We start from the raw sequence: 25,593 nt of genomic DNA on the forward strand, positions 1-25,593 counted from the left end.
TTCACCGGGCCTACTCGCCAATCTGCCCTTGCTAGTGGATACGGATGATTATTTTATTGATCTGGCCACCCGAATCTCAAATATTCCGTAGCTGCCTAAACTGTCTATTTATGATTCTATACGGATGATCTACTACTGTACTTCACCCCACGCACGAAGGATGGAAGATATTCCCACACTTAGCCATTAAAAAATTGTCAGGACAAGATAAATTAGCTACCGAAAGGAACAACCGATACCCAGGCCATCGGGGGCGTGGACCATTTACAGCTACTTACCTCCCGGCTCGATTCCCGGTTTATAACGTACCTGACAACCTGGGAGCGTCAAACGAAACGAACCGAGCTATGGGCTACCGGTCGGGGATCGAGCCACTTGTCATTTCCGGACGATGCAGAGCCCTTCGGAATTCCGCACGGCCTTCAGCTCAAACCGCTGAGCGGAGATCCGGCTCCCGATGGGAGCCGCAACGCATAGCATTTTTTATCTGGTAGATTGTTGGAACACGTTCCCCTTCGTATTTTCGCTTGGGGCGCACCGCTTGCGCTTCTCACCTTCATTGCCATACGATCATGCTACTGCGTTCCTTACTTAGCCTTGCCCTCGCGGCGGGTATCGCCTTCTTCCCACACCATTTGCTTTCCCAGGGCTGCGTAGCCATTCGCGGCGGCTCGGCCTGTTCGGGTGCTTTGGGGGCTTCCCTGAATCTCACCCGCGGCGAATTCAACGTGCAGGCGGGCTACCGCCACTTCAAATCCTTCCGTCACTTCCGGGGCTCCGAGGAGGAAGCCAACCGGCTGCTGGAAGGCACCGAAGTGATCAACAAAAGTTCTTTCCTCGATTTCGGCCTCACCTACGGCATTTCCGATCGCTGGTATGCTACGGCCATCCTGCCGGTTGTCTTCCACCATCGCTCCTCGATGTACGAGCACGGGGGCAACCCGCCGAATGGCCTGGGCCATCGCCACGAAACCATGTCATCCGGACTGGCAGACACGCGCCTCGGAATCGGTTACTGGCTGTTCGATCCGGCGAAACACGACTTCAACTACGCGCTCGGTATCGGCGTCAAATTGCCTACGGGCAAGTACGACTATTCGGATACCTTTTACAATCAGGGGCCAGGACGGTCGGAGACTGTGGAAGGAGTAGTTGATCAGTCCATCCAGCCCGGCGACGGGGGCACCGGCATCACCGTAGACTTGCAAGGCTATCACCCGCTTACGCATTCGTTCGGCATCGCGACCAACCTCTACTACCTGGTAAATGCCCGGGAAACTAACGGTGTACTTACCCGCAACGGCCGCAGCGAGTTCTCCTGTCCCGACCAGTTCGCCGCCCGCCTGGGGGCGTACTATGCGACTATGCACGGCTTCAATTTCTATCTCGGCGGCCGACTGGAAGGGGTACCCGCAAACGACCTGATCGGCGGCAGCGCGGGCTACCGGCGTCCGGGATACGCCATTTCCGCCGAGCCGGGGATCGGCTACAACCTGAGCGGTCTCTCAATTTTTGCGAGCGTACCCGTTGCCATGTACCGTAACCGCATCCAGAGCTTCGAGGATAAGGTCCGCACCCAGGACACCGGCGTCTACACCCAGGGTGACGCTGCCTTCGCCGACTACGTATTCAACGTAGGTCTCTCCTACCGCTTTGGCGGCCGGCAACAACCAACTAACGATCTCCTTCCGGTACAGCACGACGTTTTTTAGGCGGCGGAGCGCAGGTAAAGAGCTGATTGGGAAACGGGGGGTGCTTCGGGTACGAGGTGCGGGGTGCGGCTAAGCTCCAGGGTCGAAACCCGGTGGGTCGAGAGGGGGGAAACGATTAGGTGAGGTACCTTTTGTGAGAAAGCAATTCAGACACTCACCAAAAATTAGGCATTAGCGTCACGGAATTGTCAAATTGCAAATATTTTCTCCTGAACCCTGTTTGGAATCAATTGATCTCTTCCGGGTATTTCAGAATTTTATTTGCCTGGCCAGTTAAAGCGATCCATCATTTTTCAGGACGTGTCACGCTCCAAAACTTTGTATCATTTTGGATACCACCGACATTTACACCGATAGCATTACTAACCGCCAATCGAAGCATTTCACCACCCATCCCCACACGATACCTTTGGTACTCAAATCCTAGGGATCCGTCCATGTTGATACTCCTGTTGCTCGCCCTTTTATCGGGCCTCGCCCCGCGGGGAGGGGAACAAGTTGACGGTCCTTACAATGGGGCCGGCATGGCCCAGGCGGTGTACTCCCTGTCCCTATCGGAAGCGCACCTTCCTGTAATCTGTCCGTCCCCAGCCGGGGAGACGCCCCGTCCCGTTCTTCCCTTAGAGGCCGAAGAGGAAGAGACGGAAACCGAAGCAGGCTACCGGGCTCACCTCCTCGTCCGCAGCTGCCTATCCTTCTTTGCCAACTTCCTGGCACCCAGCGAGTGCCTGGCCAGCCCGCCGAGTATTATCCGCAAACCGGGTGTTTTGCTTGCCACCGGTCCTTCGCGACGCATCCTGCATCAGATCTTCCGAATCTGACCCCTTCCCGTTTTCGTCTGATCGTTCGGTAACCGCGCCCCGGTAGCCCCTCGATCCGCTGTCCGTTCCGTATCGCTTCATGCGTCGGTGAACGGCAATACATGCTGGCGCCCCCAACCGCCCAGCTCCCACTCCTTCTACTTTTTTATATCCAACTAAGCTAAACATGAAGTCTTTAGCCTTCCTACTTTCCTTATCGGTACTTCTCGCCGGCTGCGGTCACGAAGAAGCCGAACACCACGAGGTAACCCCCAAACTCGAGGTGACCACTCCCCTGGTTCAGGACGTAACCGTCGACCGCGAATACGTCGGTCAGGTTCACGCGAGCCGCCACATCGAACTCCGCGCCCTCGAGCGGGGCTATCTGCAGGAGATTTACGTGGACGAGGGGCAGACGGTCTCCAAAGGCCAGCGGATGTTCAAAATCCTGCCCAACATCTACGAGGCCGAACTCCAGATCACCAAGGCCGAGGCCAATATCGCCGACATCGAGCTGCAGAACACCAAACTGCTGGCCGACGAAAAGATCGTCGCACCCAACGAGCTCGCCATGGCCCAGGCCAAGCTCGATAAAGCCAAGGCCGAAGTATCGCTCGCCGAGGCCCACCTAGATTTCACCAACATCCGCGCGCCCTACAATGGCATCATGGACCACCTGGAAGCACGCGAAGGCAGCCTCCTGGAAGAAGGCGAACTGCTCACTACGCTCTCGGACAACAGCAAAATGTGGGTCTACTACAGCGTCCCGGAAGCGGAGTACCTCGACTACGTGCGCAACGCCGACAAGCCCGAAAAGCAGCACGTCCGCCTGCGCATCGCCAACGGTGAGGTATTCGACCAGGACGGTATCGTCGAAGCCATCGAAGGGGAGTTCGACCACGAAACGGGTAACATCGAGTTCCGCGCCACCTTCCCCAACCCCGATCGCATCCTCCGCCACGGTGAAACCGGCAGCGTGCTTATGCCCATCCCCTACGATCAGGCCCTCGTGATTCCCCAGAAGGCCACCTTCGAGATCCTGGATAAGAAGTACGTCTACGTCGTGGATAAGGAAAATCGCCTCGAGCAACGCGCCATCGTGATCGCCGAGGAGATGCCGCACGTCTACGTCATCCGCGAGGGACTCACCCCGGACGACCGCATCCTGATCGAAGGACTGCGCAAGGTGCGCAACGGCGACGTGATCGACGTCGAATACCAGGAGCCCGAAGAGGCCATGTCGCAGCTCGCCCTGCGCGTGAATTAGGCCCTAACCCCCAAAAGAAAAACCATGTTTCAAAGCTTCATCAAGCGGCCGGTCCTCGCGATCGTGATCTCGCTCTTTATGGTCCTGATCGGCGTTCTGGCGATCAAGGCCCTGCCGATCTCCCAGTTTCCGGAGATCGCCCCGCCCCGGGTCATCGTCACCATCGCCTATCCGGGCGCCAGTGCCGACGTACTCGTACAATCCACCCTTATTCCGCTCGAGCGCGCCATCAACGGCGTGCAGGGCATGAAATACATCGTTTCCGACGCTACCAGTGCCGGCGAAGCCACCATCCAGGTCATCTTCGAGCTCGGCACCGACCCGAACCAGGCGGTCGTGAACGTGAAGAACCGGGTCGACCAGGCCATTAACCGCCTGCCCCCGCTGGTGCAGCTGGAGGGTGTTGTGGTCTCCCGGGTCCAGCCCAGTATGCTGATGTACGTCAACCTCTACAGTCGCGATACGGCGGCCGACGAGAAGTTCCTGTACAACTACGCCAGCATCAACGTCATCCCCGAAATTCAGCGGATTGACGGTATTGCCAGCGCACAGATCCTCGGTAGCCAGACCTATGCCATGCGCATCTGGCTCAAGCCCGACCGCATGCGCGCCTACGAAGTGTCCAGCGAGGAAGTCATGGAGGCCATCGACGAGCAAAGCGTAATTGGCCGCCCCGGCCGCCTGGGACGTAGTTCGGGCATCGAGGCGCAGAGCCTGGAGTACGTGCTTGTCTACTCCGGCCGGTACAATCAGGTCGAGGAGTACGGCGACATTATCATCCGGGCGAACGCCGACGGCCAGGTCCTTCGCCTCAAAGACGTTGCCGACGTCGAGCTGGGCAGTGAATTCCAGGACATCTATTCCAACAAGGACGGCTTCCCCTCGGCCGCTATCGTCCTGAAGCAGAACTACGGCACTAACGCCTCCGACGTAATCGACCAGGTAAAGGAGAAACTGGGCGATCTGGAAGTGGCCTTCCCCAGCGGTATGGCCTACGAGATCAACTACGACGTATCGACCTTCCTGGACGCCAGTATCGAAAAGGTAGTTCATACGCTCGGCGAGGCCTTCGTGCTGGTTGCCCTCGTGGTCTTCCTATTCCTGGGCGACTGGCGCTCTACCCTGATCCCTACCCTGGCGGTCCCGATCTCGTTGGTCGGTACTTTCTTCGTGATGCAGATCTTCGGACTCAGCATCAACCTGATCACCCTCTTCGCGCTAGTGCTCGCCATCGGTATCGTAGTCGACAACGCCATCGTCGTGGTGGAAGCCGTCCACGTGAAGATGATCGAGAAAAATATGGCCCCCTACCCCGCCTCGCGCGAGGTACTGGGAGAGATCGGCGGCGCTATCGTTGCCATCACCCTGATGATGACCTCGGTGTTTATCCCGGTCGCCTTCATGAGCGGACCGGTGGGTGTATTCTACCGGCAGTTCTCCATTACCATGGCCTCGGCCATCGTGATTTCGGGCGTGGTCGCCCTTACGCTGACGCCGGTACTCTGCGCGATGATCCTGCGCAACCACCACGGGCACGAACGCCGGAAAACACCCATGACGCACTTCCTTGACGGCTTCAATCGCCTTTTCGAGCGGCTGACCGGTCGCTACGTCCGCGTACTCGACAGCATCGTGGCGCGGCGCATCCTGACGCTCCTCCTCCTGATCGGCTTCGCGGCCGGCACGGGGCTGGTCGGCAGCGTGCTTCCCGGGGGCTTCATTCCCGGTGAGGACCAGGGTATGATTTACGCCATCATTCAAACCCCTCCGGGTTCTACGCTCGAAGCAACCAATAAGGTATCCCGCGAACTGCAGGAAATTGCCGAGGAAATCGACGGAGTACAGTCCGTGTCCTCGCTGGCCGGTTATGAGATCCTGACCGAGGGACGCGGTTCCAACGCCGGTACCTGTTTGATCAACCTCAAATCCTGGAACGACCGCGAGCACTCCGTACGGGAGATCATCGAGGAACTGGAAGAAGAGACGCGCGATTTCGGTGCCGTCATCGAGTTCTTCGAACCACCGGCGGTACCGGGCTACGGTGCGGCCGACGGCCTGGCGCTCCGGCTGCTCGATAAAACGAACGGAACCGACTACAATGAATTCGACCGCATCAACCAGGAGTTCATGGACGCCCTGGCCGAACGCGAGGAACTGACCGGTCTGTTCACCTTTTACGCGGCCAACTACCCGCAGTACGAGCTAAAGATCGACAACAAGCTGGCGATGCAGAAGGGTGTATCCATCGGTAAGGCCATGGAAAACCTGAATATCCTGATCGGCAGTACCTACGAGCAGGGCTTTATCCGCTTCAACAACTTCTTCAAGGTCTATACCCAGGCCGGACCGCAGTACCGCCGCTACCCCAGCGACATCCTGAACTACTACGTGAAGAACGAGGAAGGCCAGATGGTCCCCTACTCCGCCTTCATGAAACTGGAGAAGAAGCAGGGCCCGAACGAGATCACCCGCTATAACCTCTACAACTCGGCCACGATCCGCGGCGAACCCGCCCGGGGCTATACCTCCAACGAGGCCATCGCCGCGGTACAGGAGGTCGCCCGTGAGAAGCTGCCGCAGGGCTACGAGATCGCCTGGGAAGGCCTTTCCTTCGACGAGGCGCGGCGCGGGAATGAGTCGCTCGTCATCTTCGGCATCGTCGTGATCTTCGTCTACATGGTGCTCGCCGCCCAGTACGAGAGCTTCCTGCTGCCCTTCGTCGTACTGCTTTCACTGCCCGTCGGCATTTTCGGCTCCTTCCTTTTGCTGAAGGCGATGGGACTGGCCAACGACATCTACGCACAAGTCGGATTGGTCATGCTGGTCGGTCTGCTCGGTAAGAACGCGGTGCTGATCGTGGAATTCGCGGTGCAGCAGACCCAGAAGGGCATGTCGATCCGCGACGCGGCCATCGAAGGTGCCCGGGCGCGCTTCCGGCCCATCCTGATGACCTCCTTTGCCTTCATCGCGGGCCTGATTCCGCTCGTATTCGCTACCGGAGCGGGCGCCATCGGCAACCGGACCATCGGTACCTCCGCCCTTGGGGGGATGCTGTTCGGTACGCTATTCGGGGTGATTGTCATTCCCGGACTCTTTTACCTCTTCGCCAAGCTCGGAGAGGGTCGTCAACTAATTCAGGGAGAAGATTTCGATCCCTTAACCGAAGAATACCCTTATAATGATACCGACATACTGTAAATACCTGGTCGGAGCGCTCCTGCTCCTGACCCTGGGCTGCTCGGTACCGCAGGTCGTCACCCGCACGCCGGAAGTGGCCGTACCGCAAACCTTTACCGCCGGCACCAACGCCGATACTACCCTGGCCGCCGCCGGCCGCCGGTGGGACGACTTCTTTACCGACCCCTATCTCCTGCACCTCATCGATACGGCGCTGGTCAATAATAAGGAGGTCAATATCCTGCTGCAGCGCATCGCCGTTGCCCGCAATGAGATTCAGGCCCGGAAGGGAGAATACCTGCCCACCGTCAACGCCGGCCTCGGTACCGACGTCGAAAAGGTTGGTCGTTATACCCGCAACGGTGCGCTGGAGGAAAGCCTGGAAATCAATGAGGACCGGGCATTCCCGGAGTTCCTGACCAATATCCAGTTCGGCCTCTACGCCAGCTGGGAACTGGACGTCTGGAAACAACTCCGCAACGCCCGGCAGGTAGCCGTGCTGGAATACCTGGCTACCGTCGAAGGCCGCAATTTTCTGGTCACTAACCTGGTGGCGGAGATCGCGGAAAGCTACTTCGAGTTACTTGCCCTCGACGGCGAGTTGGCCAACCTGGAACGCAACATCGCCATTCAGGAAGACGCCCTGCGCGTGGTCAACCTGATGCAACAGGCAGGCCGGTCCAATACCCTGGCCGTGCGTCGCTTCGAGGCGGAGGTGCAGAAGAACCGGAGTGAGACGTACCTCGTCCGACAAGACATCGCCGCGGTCGAGAACCGACTGAACTTCCTCACCGGTAGGACGCCCGGCGAAATCCCCCGCACCCGGGGTGACTTCCTGGAGGTACAACCGGTATCGGTTGCGACGGGTATCCCCTCCCAGCTGCTCCGCAACCGACCGGATATCCGCCAGGCCGAGCTGGAAATGGCGGCGGCGAACCTCGACGTGAGCGTAGCCCGTGCCAATTTCCTCCCTAGTTTTGGCATCCGGGCAGGATTAGGCTACCAGGCCTTTAACCTGCGCTACTTGCTGAAAACCCCGGAATCCCTGCTGCTTTCCCTGGCCGGTGACGCGATGGCCCCGCTGGTCAACCGCAACGCCATCGAGGCGGAATACCAAAATGCCGGTGCCCGCCAGGTGCAGGCGGCTTACGAATACGAGCAGACGATCCTGAAAGCCTACCAGGAAGTAGCGACGGAGGTTTCCAATATTGATAAGCTCGCCCATGCGTACCGCCTGAAAGAAGAACAGGTGGCCATGCTCGACGAGGCAATCGAGGTATCGAATAAGCTTTTTCAGTCGACCCGGGCCGAGTACCTGGAGGTCCTGCTCACGCAGCGGGATGCCCTCGAGGCCCGTACCGACCTGATCGAAACCCGCAAAGAACAGTTGGCCGCCACGGTGAACCTGTACCAGGCACTGGGCGGAGGTTGGAAGTAAGTAGTTTAGTTGGAGTTTCCCTTCCCTGTATACACCATTCGGTGGATGCGGGGAGGGGTTTTTTATTTGGTTACAATCTGTAGCAATTCCTTGGCGCGCTTTGCGCGGTCCCGCGCCATTTTTACCGTATCGCCCAGGGCCGTCAGGTGCCCCATTTTGCGGAAGGGCCGGGTTTCGGCTTTGCCGTAGAGATGCGGATGCACCTCGGGAATCGCCAGCACTTCCTGCCATCCGTCGTAATGGGTGGGTCCGGTGTGGCCTTCGGCCCCCAGCAAATTGATCATGGCGGCGGGGCGCAGGAGAGAAGGATCTCCCAGTGGCAGGCCCAGTATGGCCCGGATATGCTGCTCGTACTGGCTGGTAGCGCAGGCTTCGATGGTGTGATGTCCGCTGTTGTGGGGTCGTGGAGCAACCTCATTCACCAACAGCTCACCGTCCCTGGTGAGGAAAAGCTCGACGGCGAGTAAGCCGACGATCTCCATTTTCTGTACCACGTCTACGGCCAGTTTGCTGGCTCTGCCGTCGGTATCGCCGTCCAGCGCGGCGGGGCAGATGAGAAATTCCACGAGGTTTGCGGTGGGATGAAACTCCATTTCAACCGTTGGAAATACCTTGACTTCCCCGGTGGTCGAGCGGGCCACCACGACGGCCAGTTCCTTCTCGATATCGGCCATGTCCTCCACGAGGCACGGACCGTCGAGCAGTTTTTCGGGCACGTCTTCCCGGTACCGAATGACGGCTACCCCTTGCCCGTCGTAGCCGCCGGTGCGGGTCTTTTGTACGAAGGGAGGACGGAGTTCCCCCTTTTCCACCGCGCGGATCACTTCATCCTTGCCCCCGTATAGTTTGAAGTCGGTGGTGGCGATACCGTGCTCGGCATAGAACTGCTTTTGCAGTCCCTTGTCCTTGATCAGGTCCACCTTGTCCGCCTGGGGGTAGACCCTCACGCCCTGCTTTTCGAGTTCGTGAAGGGCACGGGTGTCGATGTGCTCAATTTCGATGGTGACCACGTCGAGGTTATGCGCGAAGGTCATCACGTCGTCGTAGTCGCGGAAGTTGCCCCGCTCGAAGACGGTGGCGTAGGGGGCCGCGGGAAAGTTTTCGTCTTTGTCGAGTACGTACACCGGCAGGTGCCATTCGCTGGCCGCCTGGCAAAGCATCTTGCCGAGCTGCCCGCCGCCGAGTATGCCTAGTTTAGGAAAGTTGGACATGGGTCGAAAGGTACTACGCTTGGTAAATATCGCCCCATGGGTGTCTTCCTGATCCGCCCAGCTAGCACTGGGCGGACCAGGAGGCAGCATGGGAACCTCTACATCCACTATATTTTCGCTGCGACCCGTGAACCACTAGTCAAACGGCCCTGAAAGGGACGTCTACCCCCAAGCGATGCCTGCCCAAGCGCCAGCGCAGGGAGGGCATCGCGACCAAAGTGCCGCCCGTGCGCTGGCGAACTACGCTATCACTACGTTCACCAAATCACCAACAAAACGCCCCCACCAACCAAAGTCAGCGGGGGCGTAGAATTTTCAAAGGGACCCGTGGGCGGACGAACTCCGCTAACGCTCCGTTCGGCGGACCACTAGTCAAACGGCCCTGGCAGGGACGTCTACCCCCAAGCGATGCCTGCCCAAGCGCCAGCGCAGGGAGGGCATCGCGACCATAGTGCCACCCGTGGGCTGACAAACTGCGAATCACTACGTTCACCAAATCACCAACAAAACGCCCCCACCAACCGGAGTCAGTAGGGGCGTAGAATTTTCAAAGGGACCCGTGGGCGGACTAACGCTCCGTTCGGCAGACCACTAGTCAAACGGCCCTGGAAGGGACGTCTACCACCAAGCGATGCCTGTCCAAGCGCCAGCGCAGGGAGGGCATCGCGACCAAAATGCCTCCCGTGGGCTGACAAACTGCGAATCACTACGTTCGCCAAACCACCAACAAAACGCCCCCACCAACCGGAGTCAGCAGGGGCGTAGAATTTTCAAAGGGACCCGTGGGCGGACGAACTGCGCTAGCGCTCCGTTCGGCGGACCACTAGTGAGGCCCGTTAAATCCGGAACATCCCCACACCATATTGTATTTCACCCGGTGCGTCAGCCGGACGCTTTGCGCACGGGAGATATTAGATTCGGAGTTCTTCCTGATGCTGGGTTTCCAGCGCACCTTCCTGCGCTCCATATCCTGAAAGGCCCGGAGCAAATCCAATCCCCGTTCGTGCCCAGGATCCCGTAGCAGCTTGGGATCTCGAATAAAGCCATCGTGCCCGACTACAAAACTCACTTCGGCGATACCTGCGGTCTTGTGGGTTTTACTGCCCAACGGATACTTAAGACGCGCCGCAAGCCATTCCTCAAGCGCAACCGGGTCACACGACGCCGATCCGGCAGCATCTGTAATACAGCCCAGGAAATAGGGAGGCGAATAAGAAATATGGCAGTTGGATGGTGGGGTAATATCCTCCGTAGGCACCGCCGCAGCCTCGACGGTGGCCATTTCCGCTGCCTGAGTCGTGTCGTCCTGAAACATCACCATTACCTGAACCAGTAACCCGACGGCCCAGGGGATATACCAATATGTCCAGGTAGGATTAAGATGCATATTTAGGAAATGCAATGTCCATTGTTTTTGGTGGTTGATCGCTACGACCCGTAAACTGCTAGTGAGGCGCCTCCTGGTCCGCCTAGCGCCAGCTGGTCTGCTCAGGAAGCGGGTAAAGAACATCTATACTCGTTGCATCACTCCCGCGACCAGCGACCCGTGGGCGGACGAACTTCGCTAACGCTCCGCTCGGTAGACCACTAGTCAAACGGCCCTGGAAGGGACGTCTACCCACAAGCGATGCCTGCCCAAGCGCCAGCGCAGGGAGGGCATCGCGACCAAAATGCCGCCCGTGGGCTGACAAACTGCGAATCACTACGTTCACCAAACCACCAACAGAATGCCCCCACCAACCAAAGTCAGCGGGGGCGTAGGATTTTCAAAGCGACCCGTGGGCGGACGAACTTCGCTAACGCTCCGCTCGGTAGACCACTAGTCAAACGGCCCTGGAAGGGACGTTTACCTCCAAGCGATGCCTGCCCAAGCGCCAGCGCAGGGAGGGCATCGCGACCAAAATGCGTCCCGTGGGCTGACAAATTGCGAATCACTACGTTCACCAAACCAGCAACAAAACGCCCCCACCAACCGAAGTCAGCGGGGGCGTAGAATTTTCAAAGGGACCCGTGGGCGGACGAACTGCGCTAGCGCTCCGTTCGGCAGACCACTAGTCAAACGGCCCTGGAAGGGACGTCTACCCCCAAGCGATGCCTGCCCAAGCGCCAGCGCAGGGAGGGCATCGCGACCAAAATACCTCCCGTGGGCTGACAAACTGCGAATCACTACGTTCGCCGAATCACCAACAAAACGCCCCCACCAACCAAAGTCAGCGGGGGCGTGGCGTAGGATTTTCAAAGCGATCCGTGGGCGGACGAACTCCGCTAACGCTCCGTTCGGCAGACCACTAGTGACTACAGCAGGGGGGCGATGACGAGGGCCACCACGCTCATCAGCTTGAGCAGGATGTTGAGCGAGGGGCCGGATGTATCCTTGAAGGGGTCACCGACGGTATCGCCAACAACCGCCGCCTTGTGCGGATCGGAGCCTTTGTGGTAGATTGTACCCTGAACGCTGGCGCCTTCCTCGAACATCTTCTTGGCGTTATCCCAGGCGCCACCGGCGTTACTCTGGAAGATCGCCATCATGACGCCGGAGGAAGTCACCCCGGCCAGCAGACCACCGAGCATCTCGGCACCACCGGCAAATCCGATGACCACGGGGGTAACGACGGCGATCAGGCCCGGCATTACCATCTCCCGGATGGAAGCCTGGGTGGAAATCTCCACGCAGCGCTGGTAGTCAGCCTTGCCGTCAGCGGCAAAGAATACTTCCTTATCCACGTCGGTCCATACGGCCTGGTCGGCCGTATCGTTGCGGCGCATCACCTCGAGGGCGGCCTTCAGCTCGGGGATTTCCCGGAACTGGCGGCGTACCTCCTGGATCATATCGTTGGCGGCCCGGCCTACGGCTTCCATGGAGAAAGCGCTGAAGAGGAAGGGCAGCATGGCCCCCAGGAAGAGGCCGGCCATGACGTACGGATTGGCAATATCGATGCTCGTAATGCCCGCCGTCTGCATGAAGGCGGCAAACAGGGCCAGGGCGGTCAGCGCCGCGGATCCAATAGCGAACCCTTTCCCGATAGCCGCGGTGGTGTTACCCACGGCATCCAGTTTGTCGGTGCGCTCGCGAACGGCAGGTTCCAGACCCGCCATTTCGGCGATACCGCCGGCGTTGTCGGAGATCGGACCGTAAGCGTCAACGGCCAGCTGGATGCCCGTATTCGAGAGCATGCCTACCGCCGCGATGGCGATGCCGTAGAGTCCGGCGAAGTAGTAGGCACCGATGATGGCCGTAGACAGTACGATGATCGGGTAAGCGGTGGAGCGCATACCGACTGCCAGACCGGCGATGATATTGGTTGCGGAACCGGTCAGCGACTGGTCTACGATACCCTGCACGGGCTTCGTACCGGTACCGGTGTAGTATTCGGTGATGTAACCGATACCCAGGCCGGCCACGAGTCCGAGGATAATGGCGATAAAGACCCCTAGCGAAGTGAAGGTCGTGGGTGCCTCAGCGGTCAGGGTGGTTACCGTCCACTCGGCCGGCAGGAGGAGGGTCACGGCAAAGTAGGTAAGCACCAGCATGATGGCCGCAGCGATGAGTTCGCCCGTGTTGAGGGCCTTCTGAGGATCTCCGCCCTCGCCTACCCGCACGAAGAAGGTTCCGATGATGGAGGCTACAATTCCGATACCAGCCACGACGAGTGGCAGTAATACCGCGTTGAGTCCGCCGATCTCGCTCTGGGCGAATTCCGGCAGCACGATGAAGGCAGCACCGATAACCATGGTACCGATAATGGAACCTACGTAGGATTCAAACAGGTCGGCCCCCATACCGGCTACGTCGCCCACGTTATCACCGACGTTATCGGCGATGGTAGCGGGGTTCAGCGGGTGATCTTCCGGGATGCCGGCTTCTACTTTACCGACCAGGTCGGCACCAACATCCGCAGCCTTCGTATAGATACCCCCGCCCACACGTGCGAAAAGGGCGATCGAGGAAGCCCCGAAGCTGAAGCCGGTGAGTACGGTAATGACCCGAACGATGGCAAACTGCGCCTCAGCGGATCCGGCGACCGTCCCATCCGGTACGAACATCCCCTGAAAGAGGAGAAAGAGTGAACCCAGACCAAGAAGTCCCAGGCCGACCACCCCCAGGCCCATAACGGAGCCCCCGGCGAAGGCGACACCCAGCGCCTTACCCAGGCTTTCGCGGGCGGCGTTGGTGGTGCGTACGTTTGCTTTGGTGGCGACGCGCATTCCAATGAATCCGGCCAGCGCCGAGCAAACCGCGCCCAGAATAAAGCTGATGCCGATCATGTAGCTACTCGTAGCCGCATCGGCGGTAAACATGAGCAGTGCGGCTACGACGACCACGAAAATGGCCAGTACCCGGTACTCGGCCCGCAGGAAGGCCATGGCACCGTCGGCAATGTTCTGCCCGATACGGACCATGCGCGGGTTACCGGGGTCTTGCTTTCCGACCCAATTATAGCGGATCGCCATGAAAATAAGGGCCAGAATACCCAGTGCGGGTACGGCCGTGAGTATAGTTGAAACCATAAAAAAGAGAAGATTTACTTGTAGTTGAAGAGAGGAGGTTTCCGTCTTCGATGACAAGCGATCTAGATGGCCGCAGGGGCAGAATAAAAAGGGTGCGCCCTACGCTTCAAAAGTTCGATGATCGAAATTACCTGTCAAAAATAGCAATTATTGCTTTATTAACTTTCGCACCGTGCGGCCCGAGCGTGATTTTAGCTCGAAAAAGTAGACCCCGGCGGTCAAATCGCCAAGTTCGCCTTCGAACCGCTGTCGACCCGGTACACCCCTTTGCGGGGCCCACTGCCGAACCTGCCGTCCGCGGGAATCATACAGGGCCGGTTGTATTTCTCCCGCATCCATCAAATCGTAGCGGACCGTGAACTTCTCACTGACCGGATTGGGCTGAAGACTTACGTTCTGAAGGGCTTCATCCGCCTGGACAGAGGTGGGCGTGCGCTCCCCGCGGATATACAGGAAAGTAGTGGGCCGCTCATTCTCGTCGAACTCGATTTCGACGATGGGTTCCTTCACGCCCTGCGCCCAAAAGTAATAGGTGCCTTCTTCCGGTTGCAGTCCCAGGTACTGGCCGGAGGAGGCATCGAACGTCTTGATCAGGTCCGTAAAGTCTGCATATTCCGTGTCTCCTGCCTTCAGGTAAACGCGGGTTTCTAGTTGTTCCACCCGTTTTTCCCGGAGCACCTCGTACGCTTTTCCATTCAACAGCAGGGTACCGTAGGCATCAAAATCGTCGTTGCGCACGCTGGTGTTGACCACGCGCAGGGAATCGTACAATCCGAGTACCGAGCCGGCCGTCCCCTGCCGGATCTCCGCCGGGAGGCTATCCACGTGTATGCGGAGTTCCCGCACGGAGGTGGAGGCAAAGCGATCGCCGTACGTCACGTTGTTTCGCTTCACGGGGCGGGGCGGATTCAGCCGGGTAGCGAGCACCGTATCCCGCAAGAAAGGCAGCGTACCCACCAGGCCGACCATATTGTAGGAGCTATCCGTACGCTGGTAATACTCGTAAGCAAAGGCGGCCGAGGAAAGGCGCGCTTCGGCATCCAGGAAAAAGGTATCGTTGGTAACGGCTTCCAGCACTTCGGTGAATGCATACCGCACGTCCGGCGTGCCGAAGTCCCAGGTCAGGTTCTCGCCGGGTGGTTGAAAGCTGATACCGGCCTGGTAGGTATCCGTCGCTTGATTGGTCAGGAGGCTGTCACCAACTTCCGGAAAGTAAGCCGAGGAGAGGGTGATCTGGGCGGAGCCGGGAGTCAAGCTACCGATTAACAGTAGCAGGGGGATCCACCGATAGCGTAACGGTCGCTGCATTTCGTGTGGGGAGTCAGTAGGGTGAGCAAAATCCGATGGGCATCGGAAGTGGACCAAGGTACTTCATAAAAAGCAGTATATTTGTGCCCGGCAAATCACTGCCCCCACCGCAAGCGTGCGATGGGATTTATACCGAAGGGTGGAGAGATCAGGCTCTGTGAAACCCTGGCAACCACTTTCCCGATGGCTCGGGAAAAAAGGTGCCAATGCCTGTCCCGCTTGCGGGAAACTATAAAATCATACCGCCATGTCCACCATTCTTCCCGGCCCCGCAGCGGGCACCCCCCTCCAACAAGATCGCGATAGCCTGCCCGAGTTGCTCTCCGAAGTGCTTGATGAGGCTACGCAATTTATCGCCACGCTACCCCGACGCCGCCCCGGGGCCCGCCAACCCTTTGCGGAGCAATTATCTCCTGCCCATCATCCGGGGGGTAGTACCCACGGCGCCACCTTTCCTGACGATCGCGACTTCGGCGACGGAAAAGGCGCCCGGGCCACCCTCCGCCACTGGCTGCGCCGCTTTGATGATCACATAGTGGCCTCTTCCGGACCGCGTTACCTCGGTTACGTCCCCGGCGGCGTAACGCCCGCCGCGCTGGCCGGCGACAGGCTGGCCAGCGCCTATGACCAGAATCCGCCAGGACTGCGGTGGTTTGGTGATGCTTCCGAAGGCACCCGAGGCCTGCAGGTGCGCGTATTTACGGCCACGCCCCCCTCCTCCGCCGTAAAGGCCCTGCGGATGGTCGGACTGGGTAGTTCCCGCGTGCAGCGGGTAGCTACCCTACCCGGCCGAGAGGCAATGGATGTAGCCGACCTCGAACGACAGCTGGCCCAACGACCCGATGCACCCGCCATCGTGATCGCCAGCGCCGGCACGGTAAATACCGCCGACTTCAATGATTTCCGGGCCCTGCAGGCGCTTCGCGACCGCTACCGCTTTTGGTTGCACATCGATGCGGCCTTCGGGGGCTTCGCGGCCTTGCTTCCAGCCGGGGATGACCCCGCGCCGGACACCTACCCCGGCGGGCGGCTACGCGATTGGGAATACGCCAACAGCATTACCGTAGACAACCACAAGTGGCCTAACATGCCCTACGGCAGTGGCACCTGGTTCATCCGAAAGGAACATGTAGCTTTCCAGCACAATACTTTCCGCAACGGTGACGCTCCCTACCTCAACCAGAACCAGGGCGACTACAATTACCTGAATCTGGGTCCGGAAAACAGTCGTCGGCTGCGCGCACTACCGGTTTGGTTTACGCTGCAGCGCCTATGGCTCGGAAGGGTACCGGGAGATCGTCGGCCGCTGCGTCCGAGCCGCTACCGAGCTTGGCCGCTCGCTGGAGGACGAACCCGGCTTCGTCCTGCTGGCTCCGGTGCGGCTGAACGTGGTCAGTTTTACGGTGACGGGGGCCGATGCCAATACGGTACAAAAATTCCTTCAGCAACTCAACGACAATGGCCGATACTTTCTCTCCGGTACGACGCTCAACGGCCGTCACGGTCTACGCGCCGCCTTCGTGAACTGGCGGGTCGAGGGAAGTGACGTTCACTGGCTGAAGGCCGAACTTCGGGACGTCCTGCCATCCATCAAAGAGCTTTTACCTGCGCTCCGCCGCAAAAATTGAGCATTCGATCATCCATTAATTTAATTATCCAGTATATGCACTTCGAGACACTCCAATTACACGCCGGCCAGGAGGTCGACGAGACCACCCGCAGCCGCGCGCTGCCGCTGTACCAGACGAGCAGCTACACCTTCCGTGACAGTGAGCACGGGGCGAAACTCTTTGGCCTGCAGGAATTCGGGAATATCTACACCCGCATCATGAACCCCACCACCGACGCCTTCGAAAAGCGGATGGCGGCACTGGAGGGGGGCGCCGCAGCCCTGGCTACGGCCTCGGGACAAAGCGCGCAGTTCCTCGCCATCAATAACCTGGCGCAGGCCGGCGACAACATCGTCAGCAGTGCCTACCTCTACGGGGGAACCTACAATCAATTCAAGGTGGCCTTTAAGCGGATCGGCATCGAGGTGCGCTTCGTGGAAAGCACCGATCCGGCTGAATTCGAAAAGCTGATCGACGATAAGACCAAAGCCATCTATACCGAGACGCTGCCTAACCCCAGCTTCCTGGTGCCGGACTTCGAGGGGCTGAGCGCTCTGGCGAAGAAGAAAGACCTGCCCCTCGTGGTGGACAATACCTTCGGCGCAGGCGGCTACCTCTGCCGCCCGATCGAGCACGGCGCCCACATCGTGGTGCAATCCGCTACGAAGTGGATCGGTGGGCACGGGACCAGCATCGGCGGGGTAATCGTGGACAGCGGAAAATTCGATTTCGGCAACGGCAAGTACCCGCAGTTTACGGACCCCAGTCCCGGCTACCACGGTATGGTCTTTAACGACGTTTTCGGCAAGGACGGCCCCTTCGGCAACATCGCCTTCGCCATCCGCGCGCGGGTGGAGGGATTGCGCGACTTCGGGCCGGCGGTGAGCCCCTTCAACGCCTGGATGTTTGTGCAGGGACTTGAGACGCTCAGTCTCCGCGTGGAACGCCACTGCGAGAACGCGCAGGCGCTGGCCGAATGGCTACAGGGTCATGATAAGGTAGAAAGCGTGAGCTACGCCGGCCTGCCCGACCACCCGGGTCACGCCAACGCGAAAAAGTACCTCCGCCACGGCTTCGGCGGGGTTTTGAACTTCAACGTCAAGGGAAGTAAGGAGGACGCCACGAAGGTGGTGGACAACCTGAAACTGATCAGCCACCTGGCCAACGTGGGTGACGCGAAGACGCTCATCATCCAGCCTTCCGCCACGACCCACCAGCAGCTGAACGAGCACGAGCAGCGGAGTGCGGGCGTGGAGCCGAACGCGTTGCGGATCAGCGTGGGCATCGAGCATATTGAGGATATCAAGGCCGACCTGACCCAGGCCTTCGACCTCATCTGAATTTGAGGGGTTATAGGGCCGGAGTTCCTTGCGTAGCGCTCCGGCCCTAATCTCTTTACCCTGAATGTCCGTTATGAACGCCGATATCTACAAAGATCAGTACCGGGTACTTCACGGTAAGATGCCCATGTTCGGGACCGGGGTAGAAGAAAGCCTGGAACCCATTCCCGAGGCTGATTTCCACCGCCCGGTGGGCCACCGGACCATTGCGCAGCTGATCGGACACATGGTTGTGTGGCGGCGTAATACGGCCCTGCGGCTGCAACGGCTGCCCCGCCCCCGGATCGAGCTGGGATCGCCGGAGGATTGGCCGGACTACGCCCACAAAACCAAAGCGGAGATGTTGGATGAGCTGGACGAAACGCGGCAACTGATGTTGGACGTGCTCGATGCTTTCGACTTCGATACGTTGGAAGACAAACTGCAACCCGACTACTATTACCATTACCGCCACGCGATCGACGGCGCCATCCAGCACGATGTTTATCACCTCGGGCAGATTAACCTGATAGCTAGCATATTACATAGCTCTTAACTATCCCAACGCGCTTTGACCCGCTACCTTTATATCAACCATCCTTTTGAACTGGAGTCCGGTAATACCTTACCCTCCCTCACCGCCGCGTACCACACCTTCGGGACGCTGAACGCTGCGCGGGATAATGTGATCTGGATCTGTCACGCCCTCACCGCCAACAGCCACTGTGAGGACTGGTGGCCAGGACTTATCGGTAAGGGATGCACCATCGATCCGGAACGGTATTACATCGTATGCGTCAATATGCTGGGCAGCAGCTACGGCAGCACCAGCCCCCAGTCGATTGACGCTCGTACCGGAAAGCCGTACGGCCTGGATTTCCCCCTGCTGACCACCAAAGATAATGCCCGCTTTTTCTCCCTCGTCGCTGATTACCTGGGCATCCGGGGCATCCGCCTGCTGATGGGCGGCAGCATGGGGGGGCAGCACGCGCTGGAGTGGGCCTGCACCGAGCCGGAACGCTTCGATCTGCTCTGCGTACTGGCTACGAATGCCCGCCATTCCGCCTGGGGGATTGCCTTCAATGAAAGCCAGCGCATGGCCCTGCGAGCGGATCCCACGCTCGGTGGCGAAGGACCGGAAGCAGGCAAGGCCGGACTGGAAGCCGCCCGCGCCGTCGCTATGCTCTCGTACCGTCACTACCGAACTTACGTGGGTACACAGACGGAGCCGGAGGAGAAGTACGACGATTACCGCGCCAGCAGTTACCAGCGATACCAAGGTTATAAACTATGGAAACGCTTCGATCCGGTCTGTTATTATGCTCTCTCGCGGGGTATGGATAGCCACGACGTAGGGCGGGGTCGGGGCGGGGTGGCCTCGGCGCTCCGACGCATCACCGCGCCCGCTCTGGTCATCAGTATCGACACGGATCTCTTGTTCCCCATCGAGGAGCAGGCCGTGCTGAGCCGCCACATTCCGAACAGTCGTTTGGAAGTGATGCATTCGGATTACGGTCACGATGGCTTCCTTACCGAAGCGGTGAAAATCGGGGAGTTTCTGGCGGATTTCCTGAACGAAGAATTACGCATCGACGCCACTACCAAGCGGGCCTTTACGGATGCGTTGACGGGGCGGAAGTTTGCGGTTCCGGGGTCGGAGGAGGTCTAAAAGAACACCTATTTGGCGGTAGCCGTCTGCTGTTCCTCCTGTGGATGGGGCACGCAAATCGCCTGGAGCTCGGTGAGCGTACCGGAGAAGACATTCCGGTCTACGTTGCCGACAATACCGGGGATGCGCGCCTGATCGGTGTACTGCCAGAACTGGTAAGGACGGCCACAGATCGTCACCGGATCGCGGCTATCGTAGCGGGCGAGCCAGAGGGGGTAGGCATCGAATTGTCCGGCTAGGTAGCGATTGTAAAAATTGAGCCCGGTGTAAAGGATGGGTTTGACGCCGTAGTGGGCTTCCGCCAGCTGTAGCCATTGCCGAACGTGATCTACCAGTTCAGGGCTGGATAGCCGTCCGATGTATTCGACATCGAGTACCGGTGGCAAATCACCCGGCTCCAGTTTGACCAGGTCGATGTAATTGCTTAGCTGTTCTTCCACGCTGACGTGCGGGAGCAGGTAATGGTAGGCCCCGCGCCGCAGACCGGCCCGACCGGCACCCGTCCAGTTGGCCTGGAAAGCCACGTCCCGGTGCTCGCGGCCCTCGCTGGCCTTGATGAAGGTGAAATGTTGCCCTTCGCCGGCTACCTGATCCCAATCAACGACCCCCTGGTAACGGCTGACGTCCAGCCCCTTAACCGTAAACCGGTCGGCCACCTCGGTCCGGCCGCAGGCGGAGAGCAGCAAGAGCAGGAGACCGGATATGGGAAGGAGACGAAGCAAGTTAGGGCAGGCGGTTAGGTTCTTTGAGAGATTAAATCTTAGTCTAAGATACGAAAACGAACGAACATTGGATTTTGCGTCCGCGTTCGCCGGCCTGTTCTTAACCCTCCGAGAGGATACCGCGGATGTTCCAGTTGACGGTTTCACCGGTGATATCCTGGAAGGTCGTCCACTCGCTCTCGGTGGAGAGGTAGAGCAAATTGCCGTTGGGGTTGAAGTTGTTACCTGCGTCGCAGCCTACGGAAAAGCCACCTCCGGGTGGGAGCTCCACCTCGACCATCAGCCAGAGGCCTTCGCCGGTGATTTCAATGGGGTCGGGTAGGCGGTCGTCGATCCATTCGGTCAGGTTGATGCGCTGCGTAAGCTCCCGCCGGTAGAGGGTATCGCCGGGGGTGCGATCGTCTGGACCTTCGCTCATGACCATGACGGTGGTCGCTTCCGGAATCTGGCTCAAATAGAAACGCAGCGATTCCAGCCGCCTGCCGGTATACCGCCCGGTCTGGGAGGGGGGAAAGTAGACCCCGAAGGTATTCGTGCCCGGGGGGAGGTTAGGAGCGCTGTCGTTCGGCCCATCGTAATTCAGCGTGGTGAGAACGGAGGGATCATCGTCTTCCGTGCAGCCGGACCAGAGCATCAACCCGAGGAGGGAGCAGAAAAGGAGGAGGGTTGAAGTCTTCATAGGGCCGGAAATTTGAAAGCAAGTTCGGTAGTAAGACGTTGGAGTGGTAGATGCTGTTGCTTAAGGTTTTGCTAAAGTGGTAGGCATCGGATGTGTCAGGTCTGCCATTTTTGCAGCCATCGGATGTGTCAGGTGAGATTGAGGTTCATTATACACTTATTTTGATTATATATTCTTTATTATTAACTAAATTGGTGATTAAATGTGCGGTTTACCGGTTGTAGACATCGGATGTATGCCAGGGCGACAGCCCTGACAAATCCGATGTTTCAGACCGTCGCCCGCCGCCGCGTACCTTCGCCCCTGTGAACCGCGAGATCCTCCGCCTGGCCGTCCCCAATATCCTCAGCAACATCTCCGTGCCGCTGATCTCCAGTTTCGATACGGCCCTGATGGGCGGTCTCGGCGGTACCCACATCGCGGCCGTCGGACTGGGGAGTATGGCCTTCAACTTCGTTTATTGGAATTTCGGCTTCCTGCGCATGGGCACCACCGGTCTCACCGCCCAGGCCTACGGCCGCGAGAGCCGCGCCGAGCAGGCGCAGGCCCTGTTGCGCGGTGGTTTGCTGGCACTGGTGATCGGCTTGCTGCTGATTGTGTTACAGCAGCCGCTCGTTCGCTTCACCGAGTGGCTCCTCAATATCCGCGCGGACCAGATCGCCCTCGTTGAGGAGTACTTCTTCATCCGCATCATCGCGGCCCCCGCGGCCCTACTGCAGATGGTCCTGCTGGGCTGGTTCTTCGGGCGGCAGAATGCCATCTGGCCGCTCATATTAACGCTGGCGGTCAATACCTGTAACCTCGCCCTGAGTTACTACCTGGTCGCCGGACTGGGATGGGGCATCGCCGGGGTCGCCTGGGGCACCGTTGCGGCGCAGTATTTCGGTTTGCTTTTGGGGATTGGCTTTTTAGGCTATGGCAGATGGCGGGAATCCGGCTTCCCCCTCTCCCGAAAGCTGCTTTCCCTGCGCTCCGGCGCCGTCAGCCTCGGTGCCTTCTTCCGCATCAACCGCGACATCTTCATTCGCACCATCTGCCTCACGCTCAGTTTCGCCTTCTTCTACAACCGCGCTAACGCTCTGAACGCCGCCACCGCCACCGTGGCCGCCAACGTCATCCTCCTGCAACTCGTCAACTGGCTGAGCTACGGCGTCGACGGATTCGCCTTCGCCGCCGAAAGCCTGGTCGGCAAGTACGCCGGTGCCGAGCGTAAGCAAGACCTGGCTCGCGTCATCAAAGGCATCTTCGCCTGGGGCATGGGCCTGGCCGCGGTATACGCCCTTGTTTATGGCATCGGCGGAAGTCGCCTGCTCGCCCTCTTTGCCCCCGAAGCCAGCGCCGGCGACACCCTCACCGTGACCCTCCGCTATCTCCCGATCCTCATCGCCTTCTGCCTGCTCGCCACGCCCTGCTACCTGATGGACGGCATTTTCGTGGGCCTCACCGCGTCTACCGCCATGCGTCAGACCATGCTGCTTGCCTTCGCCGGCTACCTCTTGACCTACTACCTCATCGGTCGCCACTTCGGCAACTGGGGGCTGTGGGGGAGTTTACTCACGTTCATGGTGCTCCGTGCGGGAATGCAGGGGCTCTGGTGGCGGTTGGGATGGGTTAAGGAGTTAGGGGTTAGGGAATAGGTTAGGATATAGGGTATAGGCGGGCGCCGGAGCACACCGCCTATATCCTATATCCTATACCCTCTGACCTATAACCTACCTACTACCGTACTACGTACCTTGCATCCATGTTTTACACCTCCATCGCCGAGACCCAAACCGCCCTGGCCGCCGGGGAAATAACGACGGTAAAACTCGTGGAACGCTACCTCGCCAGTATCGGTGACCAGCGGTACCTCAATATCTACGTGGAAGTCTTCGCCGATGAAGCCCTGGACCTGGCGCGCGAGCAGGACGGGCGGCGGAGCGCAGGTGAAAAGCTCGGCAAACTGGCCGGAGTGATTATCAGCATCAAGGACGTGATCTGCTATGCCGGCCATATCGTAAGCGCCGGATCGGCCATACTGGAGGATTTCGAGAGTCCCTACACCGCTACCGCCCTGCAACGGCTGTTGGACGAGGATGCCATCATTATCGGCCGTACGAACTGCGACGAGTTCGCCATGGGCAGCGCCAACGAGAACAGCCACTACGGCCCCACCCGTAATGCCGCCGACCCCGCCCGCGTACCCGGGGGGAGCAGCGGGGGGGCGGCGGTATCCGTCCAGGCGAACACCTGCCTGTTGGCCGTAGGATCCAGTACCGGCGGCTCGGTCCGCCAACCGGCCAGCTTCTGCGGTATTTACGGCTTCAAACCCACCTACGGGCGCATCAGTCGCCACGGCCTGATCGCCTACGGGAGTAGCTTCGACCAAATCGGTTTGCTGGCCCGCGACCCGGCGGACATTGCCCTGGGGCTCGAGATCATCGCCGGCGCTGACTCCTTCGACGCCACTGCCCCCAATAAGGAGGTACCCGCTTATAGCCAGTCCACGAGTACTGGTCCAAAACGAATTGCTTACTTCCCGGAGGTGCTCGAAAACGAGAGCGTGGATCCCGCCATCCGGCAGACGACGGCCGATGCGCTCGATCGCCTACGCGAAGCGGGACACAGCGTGCATCCGGTTACTTTCGACTACTTCGATTACGTCGTCCCGACCTATTACGTACTCACCACCGCCGAGGCCAGCAGCAACCTGAGTCGCTACGACGGTATGCGCTATGGCTACCGGAGTTCGGAAGCCGAAACACTGGAGGAAACCTATAAGCAGAGCCGCTCCGAAGGTTTCGGGCCGGAGGTACAGCGGCGTATTCTGCTCGGTACCTTCGTGCTGAGTAGCGGCTACTACGATGCCTTCTACGGCAAAGCCCAGCGGGCCCGACGCGTCATTCAGGAGCAGTTGCGGGCCATCCTGAGCGAGCACGATTTTATCCTGATGCCCGTATCCCCGAGTCAGCCCTGGCCGGTGGGCGACCAGATCGACGACCCCGTCGCCAATTACCTGGCGGACATCTACACGGTGCTGGCCAACCTCGCGGGCTTACCCGCTATCGCGATCCCCGCAGGCACCGAGCCGGACGGTCACCTGCCCGTCGGCTATCAATTGATGGCGGATCTCTGGAAAGAGGAGGAGTTGCTGGGGTTTGTGCGTAGGTAGTGCGGGGCCCCGAAGCTCCAGCTTCGGACTGTTATACAAGGGCAATAGCCAAGTCACCTCCTGTTTAATCTCGCGTGCAACAGCTTACCCCGCTAACATTCGGCGGAGCTGGAGCTCCGCCACCCTGATCACCCCCGGGTCCCGAAGCTCCAGCTTCGGGCCTCTCACCGCGAGGCAATGAACATAACTGGCTCAGCATTGGGTGCCTCCAAGTAATGCCAACTTCTCCTTTTAGCGGAGGGGGAGCTCCGCCACCGTGCCCCACCCCCGGGTACCGAAGCTCCAGCTTCGGGCTGTGTATACAGAGGCAATGGCCAAGTCACCTCCTAATTGACCTCGGGTGCGACAGTTTACCCCGCTAACATTCGGCGGAGCTGGAGCTCCGCCACCCTAATCACCCCGGGTCCCGAAGCTCCAGCTTCGGGCCTCTCACCGCCAGGCAATAAACATAACTGGCTCAGCATTGGGTGCCTCCAAGTAATGCCAACCTTTCCTTTTGGCGGTGGGGGAGCTCCGCCACCGTGCCCCACTCCAGGGTCCCGAAGCTCCAGCTTCGGGCTGTTATACAAGGGCAATGGCCAAGTCACCTCCTAATTGACCTCGGGTGCAACAGCTTACCCCGCTAACATTCGGCGGAGCTGGAGCTCCGCCACCCTGATCACCCCCGGGTCCCGAAGCTCCAGCTTCGGGCCTCTCACAGCGAGGCAATGAACATAACTGGCTCAGTATTGGGTGCCTCCAAGTAATGCCAACCTCTCCTTTTGGCGGTGGGGGAGCTCCGCCACCGTGCCCCACTCCAGGGTCCCGAAGCTCCAGCTTCGGGCTGTTATACAAGGGCAATGGCCAAGTCACCTCCTAATTGACCTCGGGTGCAACAGCTTACCCCGCTAACATTCGGCGGAGCTGGAGCTCCGCCACCCTGATCACCCCCGGGTCCCGAAGCTCCAGCTTCGGGCCTCTCACAGCGAGGCAATGAACATAACTGGCTCAGTATTGGGTGCCTCCAAGTAATGCCAAC

17 protein-coding genes and 1 riboswitch are annotated in these 25,593 nt (G+C 59.3%); of the genes, 11 read left to right on the plus strand and 6 right to left on the minus strand.

Annotated elements, in window-relative coordinates:
• Positions 1 to 572: 572 nt before the first annotated feature.
• The 5 genes from DRW39_RS12455 (at position 573) to DRW39_RS12475 (ending at position 8,394) form a co-directional block, all read left to right on the plus strand.
• Positions 573 to 1,712, plus strand: a complete 1,140-nt coding sequence (locus DRW39_RS12455) for a transporter (protein WP_232830140.1) — start codon at positions 573 to 575, stop codon at positions 1,710 to 1,712.
• Between the two features lie 437 nt (positions 1,713 to 2,149).
• Positions 2,150 to 2,533, plus strand: a complete 384-nt coding sequence (locus tag DRW39_RS12460; RefSeq protein ID WP_116107366.1) for a hypothetical protein — start codon at positions 2,150 to 2,152, stop codon at positions 2,531 to 2,533.
• Positions 2,534 to 2,699: 166 nt separating this feature from the next.
• A complete protein-coding gene (locus DRW39_RS12465) occupies positions 2,700 to 3,779 on the plus strand; it encodes an efflux RND transporter periplasmic adaptor subunit (protein WP_116107367.1) in 1,080 nt (359 codons plus the stop codon).
• A gap of 24 nt (positions 3,780 to 3,803) precedes the next feature.
• On the plus strand, positions 3,804 to 6,977 hold the full coding sequence (locus tag DRW39_RS12470) for an efflux RND transporter permease subunit (RefSeq protein ID WP_116107368.1): 3,174 nt from the start codon (positions 3,804 to 3,806) through the stop codon (positions 6,975 to 6,977).
• Complete coding sequence (locus tag DRW39_RS12475; RefSeq protein WP_116107369.1) at positions 6,958 to 8,394, plus strand: TolC family protein; 1,437 nt, start codon at positions 6,958 to 6,960, stop codon at positions 8,392 to 8,394. The genes DRW39_RS12470 and DRW39_RS12475 overlap by 20 nt, the downstream gene beginning before the upstream one ends.
• 62 nt (positions 8,395 to 8,456) lie before the next feature.
• Here DRW39_RS12475 and purK read toward each other — a convergent pair whose 3' ends face one another.
• The 4 genes from purK to DRW39_RS12495 form a co-directional block, all read right to left on the minus strand.
• A complete protein-coding gene (gene purK / locus DRW39_RS12480; protein ID WP_116107370.1) occupies positions 8,457 to 9,605 on the minus strand; it encodes a 5-(carboxyamino)imidazole ribonucleotide synthase in 1,149 nt (382 codons plus the stop codon).
• Positions 9,606 to 10,428: 823 nt separating this feature from the next.
• On the minus strand, positions 10,429 to 10,992 hold the full coding sequence (locus DRW39_RS12485; protein ID WP_116107371.1) for an energy transducer TonB: 564 nt from the start codon (positions 10,990 to 10,992) through the stop codon (positions 10,429 to 10,431).
• A 908-nt stretch (positions 10,993 to 11,900) separates the two neighbouring features.
• Positions 11,901 to 14,114 carry a sodium-translocating pyrophosphatase gene (locus tag DRW39_RS12490; protein WP_116107372.1) on the minus strand — a complete coding sequence of 738 codons (2,214 nt, stop codon included), beginning with the start codon at positions 14,112 to 14,114 and terminating at the stop codon, positions 11,901 to 11,903.
• 147 nt (positions 14,115 to 14,261) lie between these two features.
• Positions 14,262 to 15,368: a T9SS type A sorting domain-containing protein gene (locus tag DRW39_RS12495; protein WP_157976081.1), complete on the minus strand. Its 1,107-nt coding sequence runs from the start codon at positions 15,366 to 15,368 to the stop codon at positions 14,262 to 14,264.
• A gap of 178 nt (positions 15,369 to 15,546) precedes the next feature.
• Positions 15,547 to 15,660: riboswitch (SAM riboswitch) on the plus strand.
• A 9-nt stretch (positions 15,661 to 15,669) separates the two neighbouring features.
• Between DRW39_RS12495 and DRW39_RS12500 the strand changes: the two genes are divergently transcribed.
• The 4 genes from DRW39_RS12500 to metX all read left to right on the plus strand — a co-directional run bounded on the left by DRW39_RS12500 (position 15,670) and on the right by metX (position 20,020).
• Positions 15,670 to 16,968 (plus strand): pyridoxal phosphate-dependent decarboxylase family protein, encoded by a 1,299-nt coding sequence (locus DRW39_RS12500; RefSeq protein WP_116107374.1) that lies wholly within the window; start codon positions 15,670 to 15,672, stop codon positions 16,966 to 16,968.
• Positions 16,969 to 17,085: 117 nt separating this feature from the next.
• Positions 17,086 to 18,372: an O-acetylhomoserine aminocarboxypropyltransferase/cysteine synthase family protein gene (locus DRW39_RS12505; RefSeq protein ID WP_116107375.1), complete on the plus strand. Its 1,287-nt coding sequence runs from the start codon at positions 17,086 to 17,088 to the stop codon at positions 18,370 to 18,372.
• Positions 18,373 to 18,436: 64 nt separating this feature from the next.
• Entirely contained in the window at positions 18,437 to 18,907 is a 471-nt protein-coding gene (locus DRW39_RS12510; RefSeq protein ID WP_116107376.1) for a DinB family protein, read from the plus strand.
• A 15-nt stretch (positions 18,908 to 18,922) separates the two neighbouring features.
• A complete protein-coding gene (gene metX, locus DRW39_RS12515; protein ID WP_116107377.1) occupies positions 18,923 to 20,020 on the plus strand; it encodes a homoserine O-acetyltransferase family protein in 1,098 nt (365 codons plus the stop codon).
• An 8-nt stretch (positions 20,021 to 20,028) separates the two neighbouring features.
• On the opposite strand, the gene DRW39_RS12520 is transcribed toward metX, so the two are convergent.
• Positions 20,029 to 20,742, minus strand: coding sequence for a glycoside hydrolase family 25 protein (locus tag DRW39_RS12520; protein ID WP_116107378.1), 714 nt, complete (start codon positions 20,740 to 20,742; stop codon positions 20,029 to 20,031).
• A 100-nt stretch (positions 20,743 to 20,842) separates the two neighbouring features.
• Positions 20,843 to 21,421 carry a hypothetical protein gene (locus DRW39_RS12525; protein WP_116107379.1) on the minus strand — a complete coding sequence of 193 codons (579 nt, stop codon included), beginning with the start codon at positions 21,419 to 21,421 and terminating at the stop codon, positions 20,843 to 20,845.
• A 305-nt stretch (positions 21,422 to 21,726) separates the two neighbouring features.
• Between DRW39_RS12525 and DRW39_RS12530 the strand changes: the two genes are divergently transcribed.
• Positions 21,727 to 23,058, plus strand: coding sequence for an MATE family efflux transporter (locus DRW39_RS12530; protein WP_116107380.1), 1,332 nt, complete (start codon positions 21,727 to 21,729; stop codon positions 23,056 to 23,058).
• A gap of 107 nt (positions 23,059 to 23,165) precedes the next feature.
• Complete coding sequence (gatA, locus tag DRW39_RS12535; RefSeq protein ID WP_116107381.1) at positions 23,166 to 24,575, plus strand: Asp-tRNA(Asn)/Glu-tRNA(Gln) amidotransferase subunit GatA; 1,410 nt, start codon at positions 23,166 to 23,168, stop codon at positions 24,573 to 24,575.
• Positions 24,576 to 25,593 lie beyond the last annotated feature (1,018 nt).

The sequence above is a fragment of the Lewinella sp. IMCC34191 genome (genome assembly GCF_003390935.1).
Taxonomy (GTDB): Bacteria; Bacteroidota; Bacteroidia; order Chitinophagales; family Saprospiraceae; genus Neolewinella.

Excerpts from the sequence above, each read along its gene's own strand:
- DRW39_RS12455 (WP_232830140.1), top strand. The coding sequence starts at position 573 with ATGCTACTGCGTTCCTTACTTAGCCTTGCCCTCGCGGCGGGTATCGCC.
- DRW39_RS12460 (WP_116107366.1), top strand. The coding sequence starts at position 2,150 with ATGTTGATACTCCTGTTGCTCGCCCTTTTATCGGGCCTCGCCCCGCGG.
- DRW39_RS12465 (WP_116107367.1), top strand. The coding sequence starts at position 2,700 with ATGAAGTCTTTAGCCTTCCTACTTTCCTTATCGGTACTTCTCGCCGGC.
- DRW39_RS12470 (WP_116107368.1), top strand. The coding sequence starts at position 3,804 with ATGTTTCAAAGCTTCATCAAGCGGCCGGTCCTCGCGATCGTGATCTCG.
- DRW39_RS12475 (WP_116107369.1), top strand. The coding sequence starts at position 6,958 with ATGATACCGACATACTGTAAATACCTGGTCGGAGCGCTCCTGCTCCTG.
- purK (WP_116107370.1), bottom strand. The coding sequence starts at position 9,605 with ATGTCCAACTTTCCTAAACTAGGCATACTCGGCGGCGGGCAGCTCGGC.
- DRW39_RS12485 (WP_116107371.1), bottom strand. The coding sequence starts at position 10,992 with ATGCATCTTAATCCTACCTGGACATATTGGTATATCCCCTGGGCCGTC.
- DRW39_RS12490 (WP_116107372.1), bottom strand. The coding sequence starts at position 14,114 with ATGGTTTCAACTATACTCACGGCCGTACCCGCACTGGGTATTCTGGCC.
- DRW39_RS12500 (WP_116107374.1), top strand. The coding sequence starts at position 15,670 with ATGTCCACCATTCTTCCCGGCCCCGCAGCGGGCACCCCCCTCCAACAA.
- DRW39_RS12505 (WP_116107375.1), top strand. The coding sequence starts at position 17,086 with ATGCACTTCGAGACACTCCAATTACACGCCGGCCAGGAGGTCGACGAG.
- DRW39_RS12510 (WP_116107376.1), top strand. The coding sequence starts at position 18,437 with ATGTCCGTTATGAACGCCGATATCTACAAAGATCAGTACCGGGTACTT.
- DRW39_RS12525 (WP_116107379.1), bottom strand. The coding sequence starts at position 21,421 with ATGAAGACTTCAACCCTCCTCCTTTTCTGCTCCCTCCTCGGGTTGATG.
- gatA (WP_116107381.1), top strand. The coding sequence starts at position 23,166 with ATGTTTTACACCTCCATCGCCGAGACCCAAACCGCCCTGGCCGCCGGG.